Genomic DNA, 23,427 nt, shown 5'->3' with positions numbered 1-23,427 from the left:
AGCATCCTCAGATGAGGATGCTCAGGGGGTTCTCGATGCGCCGCTGGAACGCGGCGAGCCACTCGGCCGCGATGGCGCCGTCGAGCACGCGGTGATCGGCCGACAGCGTGACGGTCATGACCGAACCCACGGTCAGCTCGCCCTCAGTGCCGACGAGCGGCATGGGGCGCGCGGCGCCCACGGCCAGGATGCCGGACTGCGGCGGGTTCAGGATGGCGCTGAACTGCGTCGTCCCGTACATGCCGAGGTTCGACACCGAGAAGCTCCCGCCCTCCAGTTCGTGCTGGCGGAGCCGCCCGGCGCGGGCGCGGTCGGCGAGGTCGGCGACGGCCGCGCTGATCTGCGACAGCGGCAGGCGGTCGACGCCCCGCACGACCGGCGTCAGCAGTCCGCCGTCGGTGGCGACGGCGACGGCGAGGTCCACGCCGTCGAAGCGGCGGATGCTGTCGCCCAGCCAGATCGCGTTGGCGGCGGGGACATCGACGAGAGCTCCCGCGACGGCCTTCAGCACGAAGTCGTTGACCGAGATCTTGCGCGGCGCCGACTCGTTGACCTGCGTGCGGAGATCCAGGAGCGCGTCCACGCGGCAGTCGGCCACGAGGTAGAAATGCGGCACGGTGGACGTGCTCTCGGTGAGCCGGCGGGCGATGGCGCGCCGCATCCGGTCCACCGGCACGTCTGCGTAGCTGGCTGCGCCCTCGGCCGACGCGGACGGGGACGGTGCGGGGGCGGGCGGCGCAGCCGCCGCATCGGTCGCAGCCGCCGCCTCGGTGCTCGCAGTACCCGCAGGCGCCTGTGTCAGGTGCCGCTCGAGGTCGCGTCGCACGATGCGTCCGTGCGGTCCGGTGCCGGGCACACCGGCCAGGTCGACACCCTGCTCGGCCGCCAGCCGGCGGACGAGTGGGCTGGCGAACAGGCGCCCGCCGGAGGCATGCGGCTCCGCGGGGGCATCGGGGGAGGAGCCGGTGCGCACCCCCGACCCGTCCGCCGGGTCGGGGTCGGGGTCGCCGGGGGCGTCCTCGGCCGGGGGCTGGGCCGCCGTTCCGGCCGACGACGACCCCTCCGGCGCGCTCTCGGCGGGGGAGGCGGCGGGGGAAGCGGCGGCGCCGGCGGCGCGGAGGGCGTCGTCGATGGCCTCCGCGCCCTCGCCGTCGGCCACGAGCACGACGATCACATCGCCGACCGCGACGCTGTCGCCCTCGGCCACCAGGAGGCGACCGATCGTGCCGGCGGTCTCGGCCGGCAGCTCGACCGTGGCCTTGTCGGTCTCGATCTCGGCGAGGGTCTCACCGACGGCGACGGTCGCCCCCTCGGCGACGAGCCACGTCTGGATGGCGGCCTCGGTGGCTCCGGCCATCACCTCGGGCATGCGGACGATCTCAGCCATGTCAGGCTCCGAATCCGGTGCGGACGGCCTCGAGGGCCGCGACGACTTCTTCCGTGCGGGCGATCGCCGCGCGCTCGAGCACGCGGGAGATGCTCGGGGATGCCTCGCCCCCGGTCACGCGCGCGACCGGCTGATCGAGCCAGTCGAAGTACCGGCGCTGGATCTCGTCGGCGAGCCATCCGCCGTACGACGTGCCCTGCGCCCCCTGTTCCACGATGAGCACCGCGTTCGTCTTGCGGATGCTGTCGCCGATCGTGCCCCAGTCGATGGAGGCGCGGTCCAGCCACCGCAGGTCGATCAGCTCGGCGTCGACGCCGGTCTGCTCGATCGCCTCGGCGGCGTGGCCGACCATCGACAGGTAGCTGAGCACCGTGACCTCCGACCCCTCGCGGACGACGGCGGCGCTGCCCGGCGGGATGACGTAGTCGAGGTCGCCCTCGGGCACCTCGTCGGCTTTTCCGTAGAGGTCCACGTGCTCGATCACGAGCACCGGGTCCTCCAGTGCCAGCGCGGCGTTCATGAGCCCGACGTAGTCGGTGGCGTTGGATGCGGCCACGATGCGCCATCCGGGGCTGGTCGCGAAGATCCCGGCCGGATCCATGAGGTGCTGCGATCCGTACCCCGATCCCATCGCGACCTTCGTGCGCAGGACGAGCGGAACGGGGTTCTCGCCGCCGAACATGTGGCGCGCCTTGCCGATCTGGTTGAAGACCTGGTCGGCGGCGACCCACATGAAATCGGGGTACATGAACTCCACGACGGGGCGGAACCGGCCGTCCAGGGCCAGCCCGCCGCCGAGGCCGACGAACGCGTTCTCGCTGATCGGCGTGCCCATGACGCGGTCCGGTCCGTACTTCTTCGCCAGGCCCTTCGTCGCGCCGTTCGTGCCGCCGTTGAGCTTGTGCACGTCCTCGCCCATCACGACGATGCGCGGGTCCTCCTGCATGCGGCGGTCCATGACCTCGGCCACGGCGTCGACGAATTTCACCGGGCGGGTCGCGGCCGAGGCATCCAACTTCGGCAGGCCCTCCAGCTCGCTCGCGTCGCCGCGCACGCCGACGTTGACGAACGTCGTCTCCGGCCACAGCTCGGGGCGGATGCGGCGCTTGCCGGGGCGGTCGGGATCGGCTTCGACGAGTGCCCCCACCGCATCCGTCATGGCCTGCTGCACGCGTGATCGCAGAGCCGCGACGCCCGCGTCGTCGATGAGCCCGCGCTCGCGCATGCGGGTGGCGGTGAGATCCAGCGGGTCGCGCTCGCGCCACTGCGCCTCCTCCTCCTTCGTGCGGTAGCCGAAGGCGGAGCCCGGGTACGGGCCGTTCTGGTGGAAGAAGCGGTAGACCTGCGCCTCGACGATCGCGGGGCCCTCGCCCGATCGCATCCGCTCGGCCGCCTCGGTCATCGCCAGGTGCACCGCGAGGGGGTCCATGCCGTCGACCCGCCACGACGGGATGCCGAAGCCCTGCCCGCGCACCGAGAACCGTGGGTCTGCGGTGATCTCGTCGGCCCGCGTGGACACGCCGTAGAGGTTGTTCTCGATGAAGAAGCACACCGGGAGGCGCCATGCGGCGGCGAGGTTCATCGACTCCAGCACCGAGCCGATCTGCGCGGCGCCGTCGCCGAAGTAGTTGATCGTGAGGTCGGTCGTGCCGCTGTGCTTCTGCGCCCATGCGTTGCCGGTGGCCAGAGGCGCCCCGCCGCCGACGATCGCGTTGGTGCCGAGCGCGCCGGCCTCGAACCACTGCAGGTGCATCGATCCGCCGCGGCCGCGGCAGTAGCCCTGAGCGAGCCCGAGGATCTCCGCGAGAGTGCGCTGCAGCACCGTCTGGATGTCGGCGTCCACGGGGTTCGCCGGGTCGATGGTTCCGCCGCTGACGTGGGTGAGCGCCTTGGCGAGGAACTGGTGGTGGCCCCGGTGCGAGCCGTTGACGCCGTCGGTGGAGCGGAGGCCCACGATCGAGCCCACCGCGCCGCCCTCCTGCCCGATGCTGGAGTGCGCGGGGCCGTGCACGAGACCTTCGCCGGCGAGTTCGAGCACCGACTCCTCGAACGCACGGATGAGGTGCAGCTCGCTGAGCATCGTGCCCAGCAGCGCCGGATCCGCGGCGTCCCAGTCAGCCTTCGTCGTGGACAGTTCGATCCAGTCCACGCCCGTGGACAGTCTCTCGCGCTCCGGCATCGTCGCCTCATCTCATCCGCGGCCCGCGGGGCCGGTCCGATCCCCCGAGCGTAAGGTCACATTTGATCCAATGCAAGGCCCGTTGCGCCGCATGGGGCGGATTATCTGTCGAAAGTGGCTCGCAGTGGATACGATGAGGCGTCGGTCGACAAGGAGGTCGCGCATGAGCACGGGAAGTGGCGGAGGGATCCCCGGACTGCGGGGAGCGGATCACATCGGGATCACGGTGCCCGACCTCGACGAGGCGCATTCTTTCCTCGTCGACGTCCTGGGGGCCGAGCCCGTCTACTCCCTCGGCGAGAAGCGCGCCGACGACGATTGGATGCAGCGGCAGCTCGGTGTCCATCCGCGCACCGTCATCCGGGAGATCCGGTTCTACCGGCTGGGCACCGGGCTGAACATCGAGACGTTCGCGTACGACGCGGCCGACGGGCAGAGCCCGCAGCCGCGCAACAGCGACATCGGCGGGTACCATCTGGCTCTGTACGTGGACGACATGGATGCTGCGGTGGAGTACCTCCGCGCATCCGGCGTCGAAGTGATGGGCGAGCCGGTCGCCAGCCGGCAGGCGGCCCTCGGGCAGCGGTGGATCTACTTCCGCAGCCCCTGGGGGCTGCAGTTCGAGCTCGTCAGCTACCCCGACGGCAAGGCGTACGAGGCCGGCGCGTCGCGCCTGCTGTGGAAGCCGACCGACCCGGCGGCGTGAGGAGAGGATCGGCCATGGCACCTGCGCGTGCGGGCGTGCACGGCGCCACCGGCGCCCGGATCGCCGCGACGCTGCGCGAGGCGATCCTCGACGGCGCGTACGCGCCGGGGGAGCGGATCCGTCAGGACGAACTCGCCGAGCGGCACGGGGCGAGCAGACTCCCCGTGCGCGAGGCGCTGCGGATGCTGGAGGCCGAGGGGCTCGTGACCCTCGTCGCCAACACCGGCGCGTGGGTGTCGACGCTCAGCTCCGGCGAGTGCCAGGAGCTGTACCTCGTGCGCGAGCGGCTCGAGCCGCTCCTGCTGCGGATGAACGTGCCGCTGCTCACGGATGACGAGATCGCGCGCCTCCAGGTGCTCGCCGACCGGATGGAGCGCTCCGCAGACGTCGAGGACTTCCTCCTGATGGACCGGGAGTTCCACCTCTCCGGCGTCGACCACGCCGACACGACCGTGCTCACCGATCTGGTGAAGAGCCTGTGGAACCGGACGCAGCACTACCGGCGGGCGGCGACCCGGCTGTTCTGGAGCGAGGGCGATCGCAGCGTCCACCACGACCACCAGCTCCTCGTGGGTGCACTCCGCCGCCGCGACGCCGACGACGCCGAGACCCTCCTCGCGCAGCACATCCGTCGCAGCCGGCTTGAGCTGTCGCGGCATCCGGAGGTCTTCGACCTCCCCGGCGTGTAGCCGAGGTCAGCGGGTGAGGATGAGGGCGTCGCCCTGACCGCCACCACCGCACAGCGACACCGCGGCGGTGCCGCTGCCGCGACGGATCAGCTCGTGCACGGCGTGGACGACCAGACGGTTGCCGGATGCGCCGATGGGGTGGCCGAGCGCGATCCCGCCGCCGTGGATGTTGACCACGTCGTCGGAGAGGCCGAGCTCCGCCTGCGAGCGGGCGACGACAGCGCCGAACGCCTCGTTGATCTCCACGACGTCGAGGTCGGCGGGGGAGATCCCGGCCTTCTCGCACGCCTGTGCGAGTGCGCGGGCCGGCTGCTCGTGCAGCGAGTTGTCGGGGCCGGCGACCTGGCCGCTCGCGCCGACGACGGCGAGCACATCCCATCCGTTCTCGTCGGCGTGCGACCGTGTCGTCACCACCACGGCGGAGGCGCCGTCGGAGATCTGCGACGAGTTGCCCGCCGTGATCGTGCCGCCCTGCGCGAAGGCCGGGCGCAGGCGCGCGAGGGTTTCGACGGTGGTCTCGGGTCGCACGCCCTCGTCGCGCGTGACCAGGACGGGAGCGCCCTTGCGCTGCGGGATCTCCACCGGCACGATCTCGGCGTCGAAGATGCCGGTCTCCTGGGCGGCGGCGGCGCGCTGGTGCGATCGGGCGGCGACGGCGTCCTGCGCCTCGCGGGAGACCTCGGAGCGCTCGTTGGCGCGCTCCGTGGACGCGCCCATGCTCTCGCGGTCGTACGCATCGGTCAGTCCGTCGAAGGCCATGTGGTCCAGGGCCTCGACCGCGCCGTACGTCCAGCCCTCGCGCGAGCCCATCAGCAGGTGCGGCGCGCGCGTCATCGATTCCATGCCGGCGGCGACCACGACACGCGCGTCGCCGGTGCGGAGCATCCGCGCGGCGTCGATGATGGCGGTCAGGCCCGACAGGCAGACCTTGTTGACGGATGCGGCGTGCACGTCCCATCCGAGGCCTGCCGCCACGGCCGCCTGGCGGGCGGGGTTCTGGCCGACCCCGGCCGGCAGCACCTGACCGACGAGAACGGCGTCGACGGCCTCGGGCGGGATGCCGCCGCGCTCGAGCGCACCGCGGATCGCGATGCCGCCCAGCTGCGGGGCCGGGACCGGCGCGAGCTGGCCCTTGAGCCGGCCCTGCGGTGTGCGGGCGGCGGCGACGAGGACGATGTCGTCGAGGATCATGAGTGCGTCTCCTGGGGGATGCGGACGAGAAGGGGCGGTTCGGTGGCCGCCCGTACATCCTCCACCGTGACGCCGGGAGCGGTCTCCATGAGCACGAGACCCTCCTCGGTGACATCGATCACGGCGAGGTCGGTGATGATCCGGTCGACCACTCCCTTCCCGGTCAGTGGCAGGGAGCAGGTGTCGACGATCTTGGGGCTGCCGTCGCGAGCGACGTGCTCCATGAGGACGATGACGCGGCCGGCGCCGTGGACGAGGTCCATCGCGCCACCGGGGCCCTTGACCATCTTCCCCGGGATCATCCAGTTCGCGATGTCACCGGTTCGCGACACCTGCATCGCCCCGAGGATCGCGGCGTCGATCTTGCCGCCGCGGATCATCCCGAAGCTCAGCGACGAATCGAAGTACGCCGCTCCCGGGAGGGTCGTGACCGTCTCCTTGCCGGCGTTGATGAGGTCGGGATCGACGGCATCCTCGCTCGGGTACGGCCCGACGCCGAGGATGCCGTTCTCGGACTGCAGCACGAGCGCGACGCCGTCGGGCACGTGATTGGGCACGAGCGTGGGCAGTCCGATGCCGAGGTTCACGTACGCGCCGTCGGGAAGCTCTCGTGCCGCGCGCGCGGCCATCTCCTGTCGGTTCAGGGCCATGTCAGTTTCCCTCCGCGCGGACGGTGCGCTTCTCGATGCGCTTTTCGATGCCGGTGCCGACCTCGATGATGCGATGCACGTAGACCCCGGGCAGATGGATGCTGTCGGGGTCGAGTCCGCCGGGTTCGACGAGCTCTTCCACCTGCGCGATGCACACGCGCCCGGCCATGGCGGCGAGCGGGTTGAAGTTGCGGGCGGCCTTGTTGAAGACCAGGTTGCCGTGGCGGTCTCCGCGCAGCGCGTGCACGAGGGCGAAGTCGGTGCGGATCGCCTCCTCCAGGACGAAGTCGCGGTCCTCTCCGTCGACCTCGAAGACGCGGACGTCCTTCGCGGGGGAGGCGAGGGCCACGCCGCCGGAGCCGTCGTAGCGGCGGGGGAGACCTCCCTCGGCGACCTGCGTGCCGACGCCGGTCTGCGTGTAGAAGGCCGCGATGCCCGAACCGCCCGCCCGCAGCTTCTCGGCGAGCGTGCCCTGCGGCGTGAGCTCGAGCTCGAGCTCACCGGAGAGGAACTGGCGCTCGAACTCCTTGTTCTCCCCCACGTACGACGACGTCATCTTGCGGATGCGGCGGGCGTTCAGCAGCACCCCGAGGCCCCAGTCGTCCACCCCGCAGTTGTTCGAGACGACCGAGAGATCCGTCGTGCCCTGCGCCAGGAGCGCCTCGATGAGGCCGATGGGGTTGCCCGAGAGGCCGAAACCGCCGACGGCGAGCGATGCCCCGTCGGGGATGTCGGCGACGGCCTCCGCGGCCGAGGCCCAGGTCTTGTCGATCACGCGTCACTCCTTCGTGCGGCGCGCGGGAAACGCGCGGGTGGTTCCATCCTGGGCGCCGCACTGCCGCTGCGGGGCGGCGTGCGTTGCGATGTGGATGCTGAGCGCCGTAGTGTCCGTATTGTGGACAGCGCAGCCGAACGCGGGGCGGTCCCCGGCGCGCAGGCGATCGCCCGGGCCGCGCATCTGCTGCGCCTGGTGACGGCGGCGGGTACGACGGGTGCGCCCATCGGCGCGCTCGCCGCCGACGCCGATCTGACCCGCCCGACCGTGCACCGGCTGCTCACGGCCCTCCGGCGCGAGGGTCTCGTCGACCGCGACGAGACGACAGGGCGGTGGCTGCCCGGCCCGGAGCTGTACCTGATGGGAACGGTGGCAGCGTCACGCTACGACATCACCGCGACCGCCCGCGACATCGTGCGTTCCCTCGCGGTGCGCACCGAGGAGAGCGCGTTCCTCTCCGTGCGCCGCGGCGACGAGACGGTGTGCCTCCTGCGGGAGGAGGGCAGCTTCCCCATCCGCTCCTTCGTGCTCTCCGAGGGTGTGCGCTTCCCGCTGGGCGTGGCATCCGCGGGCCTGGCCATCCTCGCCTTCCAGGCGCCCCACGATGTGGACGCCTATTTCGAGCGTCACCCCGACCTGGCAGCGACGTGGGGCGCCGCCCACGGCGAGAAGCGCCTGCGCGCGCGCCTGCGCGAGACGCAGGAGCGGGGTTTCGCCGTGAACCCCGGATTGATCGTGGAGGGCAGCTGGGGGATGGGCGCGGCGGTGTTCACGCGCGAGGGTGACCCGCAGTGGGCGCTCAGTCTCACTGGGGTGCAGTTCCGATTCGGTCCCGACCGGATCGCAGAGCTCGGCCGAACGCTCCTCGCCCACGCCCATCAGCTGACCACCCGCGTCGCGCAGCGGTGAGCGTGGACGGCTTCACGGCCTCCCGTTCGGCGGGGATGTGGACTACCGTTCCGAGCGAAGGGCCACCAGCCCGCCGCCGCGAGGCGCGCACCCCGCTGTCAGAGAGGACACCGCCATGAGCACCGTCGCATCCGCCACCGTCACCGCTTCCGCCTCCCCCGAGGTGCCGCGCATCCCGCACTGGATCGACGGCGCCGAGCATCCCTCGAGCGGCACGCGCACCGCGCCCGTCTACAACCCCGCGACCGGCGCCGTGCAGGCCGAGGTGGCCCTGGCCGACGAACAGGACATCGCCGCGGCGCTCGCGTCGGCGGAGCGCGGCTTCGCGGTGTGGAGCGGGTACTCGATCGCGAAGCGGCAGGCGGTGATGTTCGCGTTCCGTGAGCTGCTGAACGCCCGCAAGGGCGAGCTGGCGCACATAATCACGGCCGAGCACGGCAAGGTCGTCTCGGATGCGGTCGGCGAGATCGCCCGCGGACTCGAGGTGGTCGATCTCGCCACCGGCTTCCCGAGCCTGGTGAAGGGTGCCTATTCCGACAACGCCTCCTCCGGGATCGACGTGTACACCCTCAAGCAGCCGCTCGGGGTGGTGGGCATCATCAGCCCGTTCAACTTCCCGGCCATGGTGCCGCTGTGGTTCTTCTCCGTCGCGATCGCCGCGGGCAACGCCGTCGTGCTCAAGCCGAGTGAGAAGGATCCGTCGGCCGCTCTCTGGCTGGCCAGGCTGTGGCAGGAAGCGGGCCTGCCCGACGGCGTGTTCACGGTGCTGCAGGGCGACAAGGTGGCCGTGGACGGTCTGCTGACCTCGCCGGTCGTACAGTCGATCTCGTTCGTCGGCTCCACCCCGATCGCGCAGTACATCTACGAGACCGCGGCGCGCCACGGCAAGCGCGTGCAGGCGCTGGGCGGGGCGAAGAACCACATGCTCGTCCTCCCCGACGCCGATCTCGACCTCGTCGCCGATTCGGCGGTGAACGCCGGCTACGGTGCGGCGGGCGAGCGGTGCATGGCGATCAGCGTGGTCCTGGCCGTCGAGCCGGTCGCCGACGAACTCGTGGCGAAGGTGCGCGACCGGGTCGCCCGGCTGCGCGTGGGGAACGGTGCCGGCGGTGCCGACGGCGAGCCCGACCTGGGGCCGCTCATCACCGACGTGCACCGCGACAAGGTGTCGTCGTACGTCGACATCGCCGAGGCCGACGGCGCGTCGGTGGTCGTGGACGGTCGTGGATTCACTGTCGACGGTCACGAAGACGGGTTCTTCTTCGGGCCCACGCTCCTGGACCACGTCCCCACGACCTCCCGCGCGTACACCGAGGAGATCTTCGGGCCCGTGCTCTCGGTCGTGCGCGTGGCTTCGTTCCAGGAAGGCGTGGACCTCATCAACTCCGGCGACTTCGGCAACGGCACCGCCGTCTTCACCAACGACGGGGGAGCGGCCCGCCGGTTCCAGCGGGAGGTGCAGGTCGGGATGATCGGAGTCAACGTGCCCATCCCGGTGCCCGTGGCCTACCACTCGTTCGGCGGCTGGAAGGCCTCGATGTTCGGCGACGCCAAGGCGTACGGGGTGCACGGGTTCGACTTCTTCACGCGGGAGAAGGCGATCACCGCCCGCTGGCTCGACCCCGCCACGCGTGGTCAGAGCGACCACGGCGGTATCGACCTGGGCTTCCCCCAGCACACCTGAGGGCGCCGCGGCTGCACCCGGTCAGGATGCGGCGAACGCGCGCACCCGCACCAGCAGGGCCGGTGCGGTCCGGTCGAAGATGCGCCCGCCGAGCAGGATGCCGCCGGTCAGGGCGGCCGCGCCCACCACGATCCCCACCGGCAGCGCGATCCACCCGAGCACGGACGAGCCGGTGATCCCGGCGGCGATCGCCAGCCCCAGCGCGGGGGAGGCGATCACCAGGGCCACGACCCAGCAGGCGATGTAGGCGAGGAACATCAGGAAGGTCTGCCCGGGGACGCGCTGGAAGGGATTGGCCCCCGGCGCGGCCACGGGGACCACGACGAGAGCCGAGCTGACCGCGCACACGCCATAGCCGGCCAGGAGCATGCCGAGGGCCCCGCCCACGGCGGCCGGGGTCAGATCCCAGCGTCCCGATATCGCGGCGGTGATGACGATCACCGCGAGGACGACCGGCACGCCGACGGATGCTGCCGCCAGCATCCGTCCGGCACGGTCGGCCCGGCCGCGGATGCCCGTCTGCAGCACTGTCGCGAAGGCCGTGTTGTCGTAGGACACGTCGGAGTAGGGCAGCACGCCCAGGAAGAACGCCACCAGCAGGGCGGAGAGGGCGAAGAGGGGCCCGTCGACGTCGCCGCGGCTCCAGATCAGGGTCAGCACCGGCCACAGCGGGACGATGAGCAGCTGCTGCAGGTAGCGCAGGTCTTTCAGCCAGTACGTGAGTGAGCGCGCCCAGGAGGCGCCCGTCCCTCCGGTGGGCAGGATGCCGAACCAGCCCAGCGCGCCCGCGCGGGCGCGTCGGCCCGACGACTGGGTGGGCGGGGCGACGAGGGACGCGGACAGGCTCCGGTGCCACAGCAGCCACACCGCGGCGACGGAGGCCGCCGCGATCGCGAGCTTGAGGGCCCCGGTCAGGAGGTGTCCGGCGGCGAGGTCCCCCGGCACGGCCCACGCGGCGGCGACCGGCGTCCACGACAGGCCCTCCACGAGCGCGACGAGCTGCTCGCCGTCGGCACCGGCCGATTCGAGCACCGCGATCAGGCCGAGGATGAGGGGGCTGGCGAAGATGATGAGGGCGAAGGCGAGCAGGCCGATGAGCTCGCGCACGCGCCGTCGGCCGCCGAGCCCCTGCGCGAAGGATGCGACGGCGCGCGACGCGAGGATGCACAGGGCGAAGCCCAGCGGTATCGCGATCACCGCCGCGGCGGCGGCGATCGGCCATCGCCACCACACCGCGAACGTCGCCAGAGCACCGAGGGCGGTCGTGATCCCCGGTATCCCGGTGGCGCCGCCGGCCGTGATCGCCACCATCATCTTCGTCGTGGACATCGGGAAGGGTGCGAGCTTGGCGGGATCCAGCGTCGTGTCCACGCCGGCGGCGAAGACGGGGCCGATGACCCAGCCGAGGGTCAGCACGGCCCCTGCGGCGGTGACCGCGTAGCGGGCGGGGTCCAGGCCGAAGCCGCCGATGAGGAACAGCCCGAGGGTCGCGAGCCCCAGCATCCACACCCCGGAGAGCGCGCCGAGGAGGAAGCCGACGAGCTGCCAGGGGCTGCGTGCGAGGGTGTTGCCGAGGACCCGGAACCGGATCTTCAGGACTGTCGCAACCACTGCGGCCCCTCCGAACGGTGCCGGCCGCCGACCAGTTCGACGAACCGGTCCTGCAGCGTCTGCGTGCCGCGGACCTCGTCGATGGTGCCCGCGGCAAGCAGGCGGCCCTGCGCGATGATGGCGACGTGGTCGCACATGCGCTGCACGAGGTCCATCGAGTGGCTCGAGACGATGACGGTGCCGCCGCCGGCGGTGTAGCCGCGGAGGATGTCCTCGATGTTGGCGGCCGAAACCGGGTCGACCGATTCGAAGGGCTCGTCGAGCACGAGCAGGCGCGGCGCGTGGACGAGTGCGCACGCCAGGGCGACCTTCTTGGTCATGCCTGCGGAGTAGTCCACGACGGGGGTCCCGGCGGCCTCGGTGAGGTCCATGATGCGCAGCAGGTCCGCCGTGCGCGCCGTGACCTCTTCGCGGGCGAGCCCGAACATCATGCCGGTGTAGACGACCAGCTGCTCGCCGGTGAGCCGGTCGAACAGGCGCACGCCGTCGGCGAGGTTGCCGATCATCGCCTTCGCCCGCACCGGGTCGGCCCACATGTCCACGCCGTGGATGACGGCGTTCCCCGCATCCGGACGGAGCAGGCCCGTGGCCATGGACAGGGTCGTGGTCTTACCCGCGCCGTTGGGCCCGACCAGGCCGAAGAACGACCCCGCCGGCACCGTGAGGTCGAGCGCGTTGACGGCCGTCTTGTCGCCGAAGCGCTTGACGAGGCCGGTCAGGGCCATCGCCGGGAGCGAGTCGGTGCGCGGGGGCGCGGACACGGGGAGAGCACCGGGGTTCTCTGTCACCCCTCGAACCTATCGGCCCGCGCGCCTGCCCTACGAGTGCCTCACGAGCGGCGGCGGGGGCGCAGGAGACGCCGTCGCCGGCGGGGCTCGGGCGGCGGGGCGGATGCGGCGGCCGCCTCGCGCACGGCGCGTCGCTCCTCCCACGCCGCCACCTCCGCCGTCACGTCGAGGGTCGGGGTGATCACCGGGGGCCCGCCCAGCAGCTGCCGGCGCGCCTCGATCACGCGGCGATTGAAGTCCTCGACCGCCTCGCGGACGTCGTCGCGGCGGTTCAGCTCATCCAGGCGCCGGTGCATCTCGGCGTGCTCGACGCGCAGGGTCAACGCGGGCGGGCCGAGCCCGGTGAGCTGTTCGGCGGCGATCTTCCGCCGGATCCACCAGTCCGGGTCGTGGCTCTCGCCGAGGTCGGGGAGAGGCTTGCCGGCGCCCGGCAGGCCGTCGAAGTCGCCGCGGCGGATGGCCTGCTGGATCGAGGTCTCCACGAACGCCGCCCGTTCGGCCGCCGTCGATCCACGCTCTGGCGCGTCACGGGCGCGCTCCTCCGCCAGGGCTGCCGCATCCTCGGGCGACAGGCGTCCCGCGCGCGCTTCCCGCTCGAGGCGATATCGCGCGGCCGCCTGCCTCGGGTCCTCGCTCATCAGCACCTCCGCAGGGGTCTGCCTTCGAGCCTACGACGGCCTGCGGCCCCCGGCGCCGGAGATCCACCATCGCGCTAGGGTGGCCGCGCGGCTCCTCGGGGGCCCGGGCGGAGGGATGCGATGGGCGAGGAGACTCCCACGTTCCCGCCGGAGCGCGGAGCCCGCGTCGGGGTCCGCGATGTCGCCCGAGCCGCGGGGGTGTCACCGCAGACGGTGTCGCGCGTGCTGAACGGCCACGCGAACATCCGCGACGACACGCGAGCCCGCGTGCGCGAGGCCGTCTCCGCGCTCGGCTACCGCATGAACAACGCCGCCCGTGCGCTGGGCACGGCCACGACCCGCACGCTCGGCGTCGTGGCATCGGCCCCGGCCCTCTACGGGCCGTCGGCCGGGATCGCCGCGATCGAGGCCGCCGCGCGCGCCCGGGGACGATGGGTCGCCACCGCGTACGCCGATGCCGCCGATGCCGCATCGGTCGTCGCTGCGGTGCACCACCTGCTCTCCCAGGGGGTGGATGGCATCGTCCTGGTCGCCGCCCACGCCCTCACCCGCGACGCGGTCGCGCAGGCCCGTCCGGGGGTCCCGGTCGTCGTCCTGCACGACGGGTCGGGGGCGCGCCGGCAGGAGGAGGGCGCCGCGCTCGCCGTGCGCCATCTCGTCGGCCTGGGCCACCGCCGCATCGCGGAACTGGCCGGGCCGGAGGACTGGACCGAGGCGGCTGCGCGCTCCCGCGGCGTCGCTTGCGCGCTGGGTGCGGAGGGGCTGGCGGCGGCCGCATCGTGGACCGGCGACTGGAGCGCTGCGGCCGGCTTCGCCGTCGCGACCGCCGTGGCCGCGGCGGTGGCGACGGCGGACGGGCCGACGGCCGTGGTCGCGGCGAACGACCAGATGGCGCTGGGACTGATGGCCGGGCTGCACGCGCGAGGGGTGGACGTGCCGGGACGCGTCAGCGTCACGGGTTTCGACGACAATCCGGATGCCGCGTTCTACCGACCCGCGCTGACCACCGTGCGCCTCGACCTCGACGGGGAGGCGCACCGGGTCGTCGCCGACGTGGTCGGCGATCCGCCGGCGCCTCCGGCACCGCCGCGCCTCGTGCGGCGCGCCTCGACCGCCCCGCCGCCTCGTTCGCGAACCGGCGATGAGACCGGTAACATTCCGCGAGAACCCCCCGCCCCAGCCGATGAAGCACTGTGAGGACATCCCCGTGAGCGCCGCCGACGACCGCATCCGGGACCAGCTCGAGAACGGGCGCACGTCGCTCGGCATCGAACTCGGTTCGACCCGCATCAAGGCCTGCCTCGTGGGGGAGGACCCGGCCGACGTGATCGCCGTCGGCAGTGCCGCGTGGGAGAACGAATACGTCGACCGCACGTGGACGTACTCCCTGGATGCGGTGGAGTCGGGGCTTCGCGCGGCGTACGCCGACCTCGTGGCAGACGTGGAGCGCCGATACGGCGTGCAGCCGGCGACCTTCGGGGCGATCGGCGTCTCGGGGATGATGCACGGCTACCTCGCCTTCGACGCCGACGGCGAGCTGCTTGTGCCGTTCCGCACATGGCGGAACACCTCCACCGGCGCGGCCGCCGCCGAGCTCACGGAGCTGTTCGGGGTCAACATCCCGCTGCGCTGGTCGATCGCCCACCTCCACCAGGCGGTGCGGGACGGTGAGGCGCACGTGCCCCGCGTCCACGCGATCACGACCCTCGCCGGCTACGTCCATGAGCGCCTGACCGGACGCCGCGTGCTCGGGGTCGGCGATGCCTCCGGGATGTTCCCGATCGACCCGGTGACGCGCGATTACGACGCGGCTCTGGTGGCCCGTTACGACGAGCTCATCGCCCCGTCGCCGCTGAGTCGTCCTCTCGCCGAGCTCCTGCCCGAGGTGCGGGTGGCGGGTCAGCCCGCGGGGGAGCTCACCCCCGAGGGTGCCGCGTGGCTCGACCCGACGGGCCGGCTGTGCCCCGGCATCCCGATGTGCCCGCCGGAGGGCGACGCCGGGACGGGGATGGTCGCGACCAACTCCGTCGCGCCGCGCACCGGCAACGTCAGTGCGGGCACCAGCATCTTCGCGATGGTCGTCCTGGAGCGCCCGCTGCCGCGCGTGCACGAGGAGATCGATCTCGTCACGACGCCCGCGGGCGACCTCGTCGCGATGGTCCACTGCAACAACGGCGCGAGCGAACTGGCGGCGTGGGCCGAGGTCTTCGGCCGGTTCGCGGCCGCCTCGGGCTCGCCTGCCGATTCCGACGCGGTGTTCGCCACGCTCCTCACCGAGGCCCTCTCCGGGGAGCCGGATGCGGGGGGTGTGCTCGCGTACAACCACCTCGCCGGGGAGCCCATCGTGGGGCTCGCGGAGGGGCGTCCGCTCGTCGTCCGCACACCCGGGAGCAGGCTCACCCTCGCGAACCTCATGCGGGCCCAGGTGTACGGCGTGTTCGCCACGCTGAGCATCGGGATGCGCATCCTCGCCGAGGAGGGTGCCGCGCTGGATGAGATGTATGCGCATGGTGGCATCTTCCGCACCGCTGGAGTCGCCCAGCGCTTCCTCGCCGGCGCGCTGGGTGCCCCCGTCACCGTCGCGGAGACGGCCTCCGAGGGTGGCGCCTGGGGGATCGCGGTCCTGGCGTCGTACCTCTCCGAAGCGGGCCGGATCGACCTCGACGGGTATCTCCGCGAGCGCGTGTTCGCCGACGCGGCGTTCGCGACGGCTGCCCCCGACGCCGGCGACGTCGCCGGGTACGCCGACTATCTCCAGCGCTACCGTGCGGGCATCGCGGCCGAGGCCGCCGCCGCAGCCGCTCTCTGATCCGACCCCTGTTCCGAAGGACGCCTCATGACCCGCACCCCGCTGTCCACCTCGCTCGATGCGTTCGAGATCTGGTTCGTCACCGGCAGTCAGGGCCTGTACGGCGAGGAGACCCTCCGCCAGGTCGCCGAGCAGTCCCAGGCCGTCGTCGGCGGGCTCGACGGTCTTCCGGTGAAGGTCGTGTGGAAGCCGGTGCTCACGGATGCCGACAGCATCCGTCGCCTCGCACTCGACGTCAACGCGCGCGACGAGGTGATCGGCCTGATCGCCTGGATGCACACGTTCAGCCCGGCGAAGATGTGGATCGGCGGGCTGGACGCGCTGCAGAAGCCCCTCCTGCACCTGCACACCCAGGCGAACGTCGAGCTGCCGTGGTCGGAGATCGACTTCGACTTCATGAACCTGAACCAGGCCGCGCACGGCGACCGCGAGTTCGGCTACATCCAGACGCGGCTCGGCGTGGCGCGCAAGACGGTGGTCGGACACGTCTCGAACCCCGCCGTCCGGCAGCAGATCGAGGACTGGCAGCGCGCGGCGGCCGGATGGGCGGCCGCGCGCTCGCTCAAGCTCGCGCGCTTCGGCGACAACATGCGCTACGTCGCCGTGACCGAGGGTGACAAGACCGAGGCCGAGCTGCGCTTCGGCGTGCAGGTGAACACGTGGGGCGTCAACGATCTCGCCGATGCCGTCGCCGCGGCATCCGAGGCGGAGATCGACGCGCTCGTGGCCGAGTACGAAGAGCTCTACGACGTCGCGCCGGAGCTGCGCGCCGGCGGCGAGCGGCACTCGTCGCTGCGCGACGGCGCCGCCATCGAGCTCGGGCTGCGGGCCTTCCTCGAGGAGGGCGGGTTCGGGGCGTTCACGACGAGCTTCGAAGACCTCGGTGCCCTCCGGCAGCTGCCGGGGCTCGCCGTGCAGCGACTGATGGCGGAAGGGTACGGCTTCGGCGCCGAAGGCGACTGGAAGACCGCGATCCTCGTCCGTGTCGCCAACGTCATGGGCGCGGGTCTCCCCGGCGGCGCGAGCCTCATGGAGGACTACACGTACGACCTCGTTCCGGGCGACGAGAAGATCCTCGGTGCGCACATGCTCGAGGTGTCGCCCTCGCTGACGACCGCGAAGCCCCGCCTGGAGATCCACCCGCTCGGCATCGGCGGCAAGGACGATCCGGTGCGTCTGGTCTTCACCGCCGATCCGGGTCCGGCACTCGTCGTGGCGATGAGCGACATGCGCGACCGCTTCCGCCTCACCGCGAACGTCGTCGAGAACATCGAGGCGCCCGATCTGCCGAAGCTGCCGGTGGGGCGTGCCGTGTGGAAGCCGCAGCCGGACTTCGCCACATCGGCCGCGTGCTGGCTCGCCGCAGGAGCGGCCCACCACACCGTCATGACCACGGCGGTGGGCATCGAGGTGTTCCACGACTTCGCCGAGATCGCCGCGACCGAGCTCGTCGTGATCGATGCCGACACCACCGTCCGCGGGTTCCAGCACGAGCTGCGCTGGAACCAGGCGTACTACCGGCTCGCGCAGGGGTTCTGACATGGCACGCACCCCACTCTCGGGCACTCAGCACTGCCTGCGCGCCGGTGATGCACAAGCGATCATCGCGGGGGTGGGAGCCTCCCTGCGCGCGTACGAGCACGAGGGTCGGCCCCTCGTGCTCGGCTTCGAGGCGGATGAGGTGCGTCCCGGCTACCGCGGCGCGACCCTGGCTCCGTGGCCCAACCGCGTCGTGGACGGGCGTTACCGGTTCGCCGATGCCGATCAGCTCCTGCCGCTGACCGAGCGCAGCCGGTCGCACGCGCTGCACGGTCTGCTCGCGTGGACCGAGTATGCCGTGACCGACAAGGGCCCGAGTCATGTCACCCTCGCCGCGACCGTCGAGCCGCAGACCGGCTACCCGTGGCGCGTGCATGTGGAGACGAGCTTCGTGCTCGCCGCGGACGGTCTCACCCAGACCGTCCGGGCCCACACCGAGGGTGACTCCGCAGCGCCGTGGGGAACCGGCCCGCACCCCTACCTCGTCGCGGGGGAGGGCCGTGTCGACGACTGGATGCTGCACCTGCCGGCGTCACGGGTACTTGAGGTGACGCCGGACCGGCTCGTCCCCACGCGCCTGGCCGATGTGACGACCGACCCGGAGCGCTTCGATTTCCGCGCGGCGCGCCGCGTCGGCAGCGTCGAGATCGACCACGCCTTCACCGGCCTGGACCGCACCGCCGACGGGACGACGACGGTCGCGGTGACCGACAGCACCGGGCGGGGAGCGGCGATCACATGGTCCCTCGACTGCCCGTGGGTGCAGGTGCACACCGCGGACCAGCCGGAGGGCGAGGCGTCGCCGGCGCATCGCACCGGGCTGGCGGTCGAGCCCATGACGTGCGCCCCCGACGCCTTCAATGCCGGCAGCTACGACTTCGACACCGGCCTGCTGCTGCTGGAGCCGGGTGGCGAGCCGGTCGCCGCGGGCTGGACGATCCACCCCGTCGGCTGAGCGTCGTCAGTGCCCGTCGTGCGTGACGACGGGCACCGTGCCGTCCTCTCGCAGCAGTACCGCGTCCCGCGATGCGGTCAGGGCGGGCGTCACGACGACCGAGAGCACGGCTGCGGCGAGCACGAGTCCCCACACGCTCATGGCTCGGGCGGGGCGCTCGTCGTGGGGCCGCCGGAGTGCACCCGCGGTGCACAGGGCGACCGCCAGGAGGAGGCCCATCGCCGTCCCGACGGCGAAGACGCTCGTGTGCGCCGGCGAGAGCACCAGCAGAGCTGCCAGCAGCAGCATCCCGGTGACCGCGCCGCCGGCCACGGCGCGCGGGGCCGGGATGCGCCCACGCGAGAGGGCCGCGGTTCCCCAGGCGAGCCAGGCAAGGCCCAGGGAGAAGACGAGGAAACCCACCGCGCGTGACGGCCCCGAGCCGTTCGGACCGGCGATGGCCCCTGCGCCCAGGCCCGCCACGACCAGGCCGGCTCCCCACGCTCCCACGGCCGGCCATGATCCGGTGAACGCGACCGGCGCCGCCCCCGCACGCGGATCACGTGCGGGGGCGGCGCGGGTCGCGGTGAGCACCGGCATGCAGAGTCCCTTACGCGGCGCGCGTGCGGGTGGTGCTGTTGCGGACTTCCCGGTCGGCGGCCAGGCCGACACCCAGGAGGATGATCGCCGTGGCCAGGTGGAGGAAGTGGTCGGCGACGTTGAGCGCCAGGAAGTTGGCGGGTCCGTCGAGGAAGAAGCCGACGATGCCCAGCAGCAGGTACGCCGCACCGACGATGATGTTGACCGTCTTGGCGGCGCGGACGCCGGCGATGCCGCCGACCAGGAGGGCCAGGCCGATCAGCAGGTGCACGATGTTGTGCAGCGGGTTCACCTGGAAGATCCCCAGGAGGAGCTCGCCGTCGGGTCCGGCGAATTCGACGGCGCCGGTCACGGTGAACCCGAGCAGGCCGACGAGGGCGTAGACGGCTCCGAAGATGACGGCGACGAGACGGTTGGGTGATGAGCCCATGGATACCTCCGTGTGTGTGGTGCGGTGGGACGCCCCTGGCTGGGGCGCAGGGGGAAGGCCTCGGGATGATCGCCGAGGCCCTCCATTCGTGCGCGCAGTCGCGGGCGCGGCCGCGCGCGCGGGTCAGGGGTCGCGGCGCAGCTGCTCGCCCATTTCGTTCTGGTGCTGAGCGTTCCCGCTTTCGGCATCCGCTCTGCGGGTGTCGGCGGCGGGCTGACTGTTGTCGCCGGTCGCCGGCGTTTCCTTCGTGCGCCCGGCAGCCGTGCCGTGCGTGTCGGGATGATCGTCGTTCTTGTCGGTGATGTCCTCCCACGCATCCTTGGCCTTGCGCGCGGCTTCTTCTGCCGCACGCTTCGCGTCGTCCATGAATCCCATGTCTTCCTCCTTCCGGAAGAGATGTCTCGACGCTAGGTCCCGGGGAACGGATCCCTCGACGGGGTTGCGCCACGCGGCTCATCGCGGTATCGCGATTCTGGTTGATTCCAACTGGAACTATGTGTAACGTCGCAGGTCGTTCCACTTGGAACTATTAGCCCACCGATCGAGGAGATCATGAACATCACCATCCTGGGCACCGGCCACATGGCCCGGACCCTCGGAGCAGGACTGCTTCGCTCCGGACATTCCGTCGTCTTCGGCTCCCGCGACCCGGGGGCGGTCACCGATCTGCCCGCGCCGGTCCTCGGTCATGCCGACGCCATCGCACGGGGCGAGATCGTGCTGAGCGCGGTGGCGGCCGCCCACTCGCTGGAGACCCTCACCGCCCTGGCAGGCGACATCGGGGATCGCGTGCTGATCGACATCGGCAACGCGGTCGATCAGCACCTCGAACTCCTCTACCCCGACGGGAGCCTCGGCGAGCGGCTGCAGCAGGCGCTTCCGGATGCGCGCGTCGTGAAGACCCTGAACACCCTCGCCGGGACCCTGGCGGTCGATCCGTCGGGCCTGCCCGTCCCCACCACGGTGTTCCTCTCCGGTGACGATGCCCAGGCCAAGGCCACCGTCGCCGACATCCTGCGGACCCTCGGGTGGGCCGACGAGCAGCAGATCGACCTCGGCGGGATCGCGACCGCGCGAGCGGTCGAGCATTACTTCCTGCTGTTCGCCGCGATGATGATGGGGCTGCGAAGCGAGCGCTTCAACGTCGCCGTCATCCGCTGACGGTGCGGAGAGGATCGCTCACATGACCGAGCAGCAGCGGATCGCGCTGGACGAGATGCTCCGTTCCCTACCCCTCGACCTCGGCGGCGACGTGGCCGAGCAGCGCCAGCTCTTCGCACACATGATGGAATCGATCCCCCTCGCCGGCGATGTCGTCACCGGGAGCGGGCGACTCGGTGGCGTCCCGGTGGTCACCGTCGGCATCGAGGGGGTCCGCCCACGCGGGACGATCCTGTACTTCCATGGCGGCGCCTACACGATCGGGGCGGCGGAGCTCTCCGCGGGTCTGGCCTCCGAGCTGGCACGCCGCTCGCGGACCCGGGTCGTCTCCGTGGAGTACGCGCTGGCTCCCGAGTCGCCCCACCCGGCGGCGGTGGAAGATGCCGTGGCGGCCTACCGCGGGTTGCTGGACAGCGGCGTGCCCGGCCACGACATCGTCCTGGCGGGGGAGTCGGCCGGCGGCGGACTGGCGGTGGCGGCGGCGATGGCGATCCGCGCGGCGGGGATGCCGGGGCCCGCGGCGATCTACGCCGCATCGCCGTGGGTCGATCTGACCCTCTCCGGGCGGAGTGCGGCAGCCAAGGCGGCGGCGGATCCATCGGTGACGGCCGAAGGGCTGATGCGCCGGGCACGGGATTACGCCGGTGAGGCGGATCTGCGCGATCCGCTGATCAGCCCGCTGTTCGGGGATCTGACGGGGCTGCCGCCGCTTCTGGTGCAGGTCGGAGGCAATGAAGTGCTGCTCGACGATGCCACACGGCTGGCGGCGCATGCCGCCGCGCAGGACGTCAGCGTGCGACTGGAAGTCACGCCGGGCGTCCCGCACGTTTTCGTGGGTTTCGCCGCGATGCTCGACGAAGCCGATGTCGCGCTCGGCAATGCCGGGAACTTCATCCGCGCCGCCCTGGACACGCAGCCGGGATGACCGCATCCCCCCTGCACCGCGGGGCGCACCTACGGTTCGGTACCCTACGAGGGCGGGAAGGACACGCCCTTGGTGGACCAGCAGATCAGTCGCGACGAGCTCTCGGCGTACTTCGCGCTTCGTGCAGCGGGGGACCGCCTGCAGCGCGCGGTGGCGACGCAGCTGCGCGAACACGGACTGACGGAGGCGCAGTTCACCGTGCTCGCGCAGCTGCAGGATGCCGGCGAGCTGCGGATGAGCGACCTGGCCCACGTGGTCGTCGCGTCGAAGAACGGGCTGACCTATCAGGCCACGCAGCTGGAGAACCGCGGGCTCGTGAGCCGTCGCGCGAGCGAGGAGGACGCCCGCGCCGTGCTCATCCGGCTGGAGCCGGCCGGCGCGGAGCTGCTCGCGCAGGCCCTTCCCGGCCACATCGCGCTGGTCAGACGGCTCTTCCTGGACCGTGTCAGTTCCGCCGAACTGGCCGCCATCAGCCAGGGCTTGGCGAAGGTCGCGACGAACTGACGCGAAGTGCGGCCGGTGGGGTGGGCGGGAGCCGCTAGCCTCGGTGCGAGGGAGGTCTGTGGTGGGGCGAACGTCGGAAGCGGTGGCGGAGGGCGTGTCGATCGCCTCTGCAGCTGCTCGATTGACCGTGCGGAACCACATCCTGGTTGAAACGATCTCCGCCGGTGCCGCTTTCGATCGCGACAGGCTCGCCGGGTTCGCCCGTGACACGATCCTCGCCCTGGCGGAGGAGCAGGAGCGGGCGGCTCAGCGCATGCGCGATCTGCGGCGCGGCGCGTGGGGCAAGTTCTCCACCTCCAGCGGCACCCACGACTACCGGGAGCGCGACATGCGCAACCTGCGCCGCCGGCGGAAGCAGTACGAGGGTGTCGCCAAGGAGCTGCGCGCATGGGCCGATGACCCCGAGCGGGTCTACCAGCTGGTCGACACCGCTCGGGAGGCGGCGTGGGGTGACGTCGAGGCCAACCTGCAGCGGCGCCTCAAGGTCGAGGGGATGACTCCCGACGCGGACCCCGACTACGAACGCATGCGCAAGGCGCGGATGGACGCGTTGCGCATGGTGGATCTCGCACGCCTGGCGGCGCACACGCAGCGCAGACGCCAATCCGCGGAGGCCGCCGAATCCTGACCGTGCGTCGTCGCGGCCGCGGGCGGGATGCAGAAATCCCCCGCTCTCCGAGGAGAGCGGGGGATTTCGTTACTGTCTCAACACAGTGCGCGCCCGAAGGGACTCGAACCCCTAACCTTCTGATCCGTAGTCAGATGCTCTATCCATTGAGCTACGGGCGCACGGCCCCCGCGCGAAACGGCGCGTGGGCCTCCTAGAGAATACCCCACACTGAGCCGCACCGACGAATCGGTGCCGCCGCCATATCCGCAGGTCCGTGATTGCGGCCTCGGACGGGTCGGGTGAGACTGGGGGCACCACGGCAAGGCGACGGAGGAACATGCGACTGGTGCAGGTGGCGCAGCGTGCCGAGGATCTTGATCGGGCAGCGGACTTCTATACGGTGCTGCTCGAGGCCGGGCCTGTCGCGCGGTTCGACGATCCGGGGCTCGTGTTCTTCGATCTCGACGGCGTGCGCCTCGTGCTCGACCGCAACGCGCCCTCGGCTCTGGTGTATCTGCATGTCGACAATGTGCATGAGGCGATCGAGCGGCTGCAGGGTGTGGCGGAGGTCGTCACGCGTCCGCATGTGATCTTCACCCATGACGGCGATGTGCTCGGGCCGGCGCGGCATGAGGAATGGCATGCCTTCGTGCGCGACACCGAGGGGAACCTCGTCGGGCTCGTCGCCTTCCAGCGGGTGTGAGGCGG

At 71.7% G+C, this 23,427-nt stretch carries 24 protein-coding genes and 1 tRNA gene; 13 read left to right on the top strand and 12 right to left on the bottom strand.

Annotation, left to right across the window (positions count from 1 at the left end):
* Nucleotides 1-7: 7 nt before the first annotated feature.
* Nucleotides 8-1,387 carry a dihydrolipoamide acetyltransferase family protein gene (locus E4K62_RS15365; protein ID WP_135068943.1) on the bottom strand — a complete coding sequence of 460 codons (1,380 nt, stop codon included), beginning with the start codon at nucleotides 1,385-1,387 and terminating at the stop codon, nucleotides 8-10.
* 1 nt (nucleotide 1,388) lies between these two features.
* Nucleotides 1,389-3,566 (bottom strand): alpha-ketoacid dehydrogenase subunit alpha/beta, encoded by a 2,178-nt coding sequence (locus E4K62_RS15360; protein WP_135068942.1) that lies wholly within the window; start codon nucleotides 3,564-3,566, stop codon nucleotides 1,389-1,391.
* Nucleotides 3,567-3,729: 163 nt separating this feature from the next.
* Here E4K62_RS15360 and E4K62_RS15355 point away from each other — a divergent pair, with 163 nt between their 5' ends.
* Both E4K62_RS15355 and E4K62_RS15350 read left to right on the top strand, forming a co-directional pair.
* On the top strand, nucleotides 3,730-4,272 hold the full coding sequence (locus E4K62_RS15355) for a VOC family protein (protein ID WP_135068941.1): 543 nt from the start codon (nucleotides 3,730-3,732) through the stop codon (nucleotides 4,270-4,272).
* Between the two features lie 14 nt (nucleotides 4,273-4,286).
* A complete protein-coding gene (locus tag E4K62_RS15350; protein WP_135068940.1) occupies nucleotides 4,287-4,961 on the top strand; it encodes a GntR family transcriptional regulator in 675 nt (224 codons plus the stop codon).
* A gap of 6 nt (nucleotides 4,962-4,967) precedes the next feature.
* On the opposite strand, the gene E4K62_RS15345 is transcribed toward E4K62_RS15350, so the two are convergent.
* Genes E4K62_RS15345 through E4K62_RS15335 form a run of 3 tightly spaced genes read right to left on the bottom strand, consistent with a single transcriptional unit; the run spans nucleotide 4,968 to nucleotide 7,577 of the window.
* The gene (locus tag E4K62_RS15345) at nucleotides 4,968-6,152 is read right to left on the bottom strand and encodes an acetyl-CoA C-acetyltransferase (protein WP_135068939.1); all 1,185 of its coding nucleotides are present in this window, start codon (nucleotides 6,150-6,152) and stop codon (nucleotides 4,968-4,970) included.
* Entirely contained in the window at nucleotides 6,149-6,802 is a 654-nt protein-coding gene (locus E4K62_RS15340; RefSeq protein WP_187270403.1) for a CoA transferase subunit B, read from the bottom strand. The genes E4K62_RS15345 and E4K62_RS15340 overlap by 4 nt, the downstream gene beginning before the upstream one ends.
* A 1-nt stretch (nucleotide 6,803) precedes the next feature.
* Nucleotides 6,804-7,577 (bottom strand): CoA transferase subunit A, encoded by a 774-nt coding sequence (locus E4K62_RS15335; protein WP_135068938.1) that lies wholly within the window; start codon nucleotides 7,575-7,577, stop codon nucleotides 6,804-6,806.
* A gap of 120 nt (nucleotides 7,578-7,697) precedes the next feature.
* Between E4K62_RS15335 and E4K62_RS15330 the strand changes: the two genes are divergently transcribed.
* Together E4K62_RS15330 and E4K62_RS15325 are read left to right on the top strand one after the other, a co-directional pair.
* Nucleotides 7,698-8,486 (top strand): IclR family transcriptional regulator, encoded by a 789-nt coding sequence (locus tag E4K62_RS15330; RefSeq protein WP_135068937.1) that lies wholly within the window; start codon nucleotides 7,698-7,700, stop codon nucleotides 8,484-8,486.
* Between the two features lie 115 nt (nucleotides 8,487-8,601).
* A complete protein-coding gene (locus E4K62_RS15325) occupies nucleotides 8,602-10,170 on the top strand; it encodes a CoA-acylating methylmalonate-semialdehyde dehydrogenase (protein WP_135068936.1) in 1,569 nt (522 codons plus the stop codon).
* 21 nt (nucleotides 10,171-10,191) lie between these two features.
* On the opposite strand, the gene E4K62_RS15320 is transcribed toward E4K62_RS15325, so the two are convergent.
* From E4K62_RS15320 to E4K62_RS15310, 3 genes are all read right to left on the bottom strand, one after another.
* Nucleotides 10,192-11,781, bottom strand: coding sequence for a hypothetical protein (locus tag E4K62_RS15320; protein ID WP_135068934.1), 1,590 nt, complete (start codon nucleotides 11,779-11,781; stop codon nucleotides 10,192-10,194).
* A complete protein-coding gene (locus tag E4K62_RS15315; protein ID WP_135071447.1) occupies nucleotides 11,763-12,506 on the bottom strand; it encodes an ABC transporter ATP-binding protein in 744 nt (247 codons plus the stop codon). Before E4K62_RS15315 ends, E4K62_RS15320 begins: the two co-directional genes overlap by 19 nt.
* A gap of 104 nt (nucleotides 12,507-12,610) precedes the next feature.
* Nucleotides 12,611-13,207 carry a DnaJ family domain-containing protein gene (locus E4K62_RS15310; RefSeq protein WP_135068931.1) on the bottom strand — a complete coding sequence of 199 codons (597 nt, stop codon included), beginning with the start codon at nucleotides 13,205-13,207 and terminating at the stop codon, nucleotides 12,611-12,613.
* A 120-nt stretch (nucleotides 13,208-13,327) separates the two neighbouring features.
* Here E4K62_RS15310 and E4K62_RS15305 point away from each other — a divergent pair, with 120 nt between their 5' ends.
* From E4K62_RS15305 to E4K62_RS15290, 4 genes are read left to right on the top strand one after another with little or no spacing between them, the layout of a single operon-like run.
* The gene (locus E4K62_RS15305; RefSeq protein WP_135068929.1) at nucleotides 13,328-14,404 is read left to right on the top strand and encodes a LacI family DNA-binding transcriptional regulator; all 1,077 of its coding nucleotides are present in this window, start codon (nucleotides 13,328-13,330) and stop codon (nucleotides 14,402-14,404) included.
* Entirely contained in the window at nucleotides 14,391-16,016 is a 1,626-nt protein-coding gene (locus E4K62_RS15300; RefSeq protein ID WP_135068927.1) for a xylulokinase, read from the top strand. Before E4K62_RS15305 ends, E4K62_RS15300 begins: the two co-directional genes overlap by 14 nt.
* Nucleotides 16,017-16,043: 27 nt before the next feature.
* Nucleotides 16,044-17,555, top strand: coding sequence for an L-arabinose isomerase (gene araA / locus E4K62_RS15295; protein WP_135068924.1), 1,512 nt, complete (start codon nucleotides 16,044-16,046; stop codon nucleotides 17,553-17,555).
* Between the two features lies 1 nt (nucleotide 17,556).
* Nucleotides 17,557-18,510, top strand: a complete 954-nt coding sequence (locus E4K62_RS15290; protein WP_135068922.1) for an aldose 1-epimerase family protein — start codon at nucleotides 17,557-17,559, stop codon at nucleotides 18,508-18,510.
* A 6-nt stretch (nucleotides 18,511-18,516) separates the two neighbouring features.
* Here E4K62_RS15290 and E4K62_RS15285 read toward each other — a convergent pair whose 3' ends face one another.
* The 3 genes from E4K62_RS15285 to E4K62_RS15275 all read right to left on the bottom strand — a co-directional run bounded on the left by E4K62_RS15285 (nucleotide 18,517) and on the right by E4K62_RS15275 (nucleotide 19,885).
* Nucleotides 18,517-19,089, bottom strand: a complete 573-nt coding sequence (locus E4K62_RS15285; protein WP_135068920.1) for a hypothetical protein — start codon at nucleotides 19,087-19,089, stop codon at nucleotides 18,517-18,519.
* Nucleotides 19,090-19,099: 10 nt separating this feature from the next.
* On the bottom strand, nucleotides 19,100-19,519 hold the full coding sequence (locus E4K62_RS15280; RefSeq protein WP_135068918.1) for a DUF4383 domain-containing protein: 420 nt from the start codon (nucleotides 19,517-19,519) through the stop codon (nucleotides 19,100-19,102).
* A 123-nt stretch (nucleotides 19,520-19,642) separates the two neighbouring features.
* Entirely contained in the window at nucleotides 19,643-19,885 is a 243-nt protein-coding gene (locus tag E4K62_RS15275; RefSeq protein WP_135068916.1) for a hypothetical protein, read from the bottom strand.
* A gap of 186 nt (nucleotides 19,886-20,071) precedes the next feature.
* Here E4K62_RS15275 and E4K62_RS15270 point away from each other — a divergent pair, with 186 nt between their 5' ends.
* From E4K62_RS15270 to E4K62_RS15255, 4 genes are all read left to right on the top strand, one after another.
* Nucleotides 20,072-20,680 (top strand): NADPH-dependent F420 reductase, encoded by a 609-nt coding sequence (locus tag E4K62_RS15270; RefSeq protein ID WP_135068914.1) that lies wholly within the window; start codon nucleotides 20,072-20,074, stop codon nucleotides 20,678-20,680.
* 22 nt (nucleotides 20,681-20,702) lie between these two features.
* Nucleotides 20,703-21,605: an alpha/beta hydrolase gene (locus E4K62_RS15265; RefSeq protein ID WP_135068912.1), complete on the top strand. Its 903-nt coding sequence runs from the start codon at nucleotides 20,703-20,705 to the stop codon at nucleotides 21,603-21,605.
* Nucleotides 21,606-21,677: 72 nt separating this feature from the next.
* Entirely contained in the window at nucleotides 21,678-22,109 is a 432-nt protein-coding gene (locus tag E4K62_RS15260; protein WP_240742906.1) for a MarR family winged helix-turn-helix transcriptional regulator, read from the top strand.
* A gap of 61 nt (nucleotides 22,110-22,170) precedes the next feature.
* The gene (locus E4K62_RS15255) at nucleotides 22,171-22,737 is read left to right on the top strand and encodes an asparagine synthase (RefSeq protein ID WP_135068908.1); all 567 of its coding nucleotides are present in this window, start codon (nucleotides 22,171-22,173) and stop codon (nucleotides 22,735-22,737) included.
* A gap of 88 nt (nucleotides 22,738-22,825) precedes the next feature.
* On the opposite strand, the gene E4K62_RS15250 is transcribed toward E4K62_RS15255, so the two are convergent.
* A tRNA-Arg gene (locus E4K62_RS15250) sits at nucleotides 22,826-22,898 on the bottom strand.
* 158 nt (nucleotides 22,899-23,056) lie between these two features.
* Between E4K62_RS15250 and E4K62_RS15245 the strand changes: the two genes are divergently transcribed.
* Nucleotides 23,057-23,422, top strand: a complete 366-nt coding sequence (locus E4K62_RS15245; RefSeq protein ID WP_135068906.1) for a VOC family protein — start codon at nucleotides 23,057-23,059, stop codon at nucleotides 23,420-23,422.
* Nucleotides 23,423-23,427: the final 5 nt, after the last annotated feature.

It is taken from the genome of Microbacterium wangchenii (assembly GCF_004564355.1).
Taxonomy (GTDB): domain Bacteria; phylum Actinomycetota; class Actinomycetes; order Actinomycetales; family Microbacteriaceae; genus Microbacterium; species Microbacterium wangchenii.
Note: the sequence above shows the minus strand (reverse complement) of the source record. Positions and strands in the feature narration are given on the sequence as shown.

Excerpts from the sequence above, each read along its gene's own strand:
- E4K62_RS15365 (WP_135068943.1), bottom strand. The coding sequence starts at position 1,387 with ATGGCTGAGATCGTCCGCATGCCCGAGGTGATGGCCGGAGCCACCGAG.
- E4K62_RS15360 (WP_135068942.1), bottom strand. The coding sequence starts at position 3,566 with ATGCCGGAGCGCGAGAGACTGTCCACGGGCGTGGACTGGATCGAACTG.
- E4K62_RS15355 (WP_135068941.1), top strand. The coding sequence starts at position 3,730 with ATGAGCACGGGAAGTGGCGGAGGGATCCCCGGACTGCGGGGAGCGGAT.
- E4K62_RS15350 (WP_135068940.1), top strand. The coding sequence starts at position 4,287 with ATGGCACCTGCGCGTGCGGGCGTGCACGGCGCCACCGGCGCCCGGATC.
- E4K62_RS15345 (WP_135068939.1), bottom strand. The coding sequence starts at position 6,152 with ATGATCCTCGACGACATCGTCCTCGTCGCCGCCGCCCGCACACCGCAG.
- E4K62_RS15340 (WP_187270403.1), bottom strand. The coding sequence starts at position 6,802 with ATGGCCCTGAACCGACAGGAGATGGCCGCGCGCGCGGCACGAGAGCTT.
- E4K62_RS15325 (WP_135068936.1), top strand. The coding sequence starts at position 8,602 with ATGAGCACCGTCGCATCCGCCACCGTCACCGCTTCCGCCTCCCCCGAG.
- E4K62_RS15315 (WP_135071447.1), bottom strand. The coding sequence starts at position 12,506 with ATGGCCCTGACCGGCCTCGTCAAGCGCTTCGGCGACAAGACGGCCGTC.
- E4K62_RS15310 (WP_135068931.1), bottom strand. The coding sequence starts at position 13,207 with ATGAGCGAGGACCCGAGGCAGGCGGCCGCGCGATATCGCCTCGAGCGG.
- E4K62_RS15305 (WP_135068929.1), top strand. The coding sequence starts at position 13,328 with ATGGGCGAGGAGACTCCCACGTTCCCGCCGGAGCGCGGAGCCCGCGTC.
- E4K62_RS15300 (WP_135068927.1), top strand. The coding sequence starts at position 14,391 with ATGAAGCACTGTGAGGACATCCCCGTGAGCGCCGCCGACGACCGCATC.
- araA (WP_135068924.1), top strand. The coding sequence starts at position 16,044 with ATGACCCGCACCCCGCTGTCCACCTCGCTCGATGCGTTCGAGATCTGG.
- E4K62_RS15290 (WP_135068922.1), top strand. The coding sequence starts at position 17,557 with ATGGCACGCACCCCACTCTCGGGCACTCAGCACTGCCTGCGCGCCGGT.
- E4K62_RS15285 (WP_135068920.1), bottom strand. The coding sequence starts at position 19,089 with ATGCCGGTGCTCACCGCGACCCGCGCCGCCCCCGCACGTGATCCGCGT.
- E4K62_RS15280 (WP_135068918.1), bottom strand. The coding sequence starts at position 19,519 with ATGGGCTCATCACCCAACCGTCTCGTCGCCGTCATCTTCGGAGCCGTC.
- E4K62_RS15275 (WP_135068916.1), bottom strand. The coding sequence starts at position 19,885 with ATGGACGACGCGAAGCGTGCGGCAGAAGAAGCCGCGCGCAAGGCCAAG.
- E4K62_RS15270 (WP_135068914.1), top strand. The coding sequence starts at position 20,072 with ATGAACATCACCATCCTGGGCACCGGCCACATGGCCCGGACCCTCGGA.
- E4K62_RS15265 (WP_135068912.1), top strand. The coding sequence starts at position 20,703 with ATGACCGAGCAGCAGCGGATCGCGCTGGACGAGATGCTCCGTTCCCTA.
- E4K62_RS15245 (WP_135068906.1), top strand. The coding sequence starts at position 23,057 with ATGCGACTGGTGCAGGTGGCGCAGCGTGCCGAGGATCTTGATCGGGCA.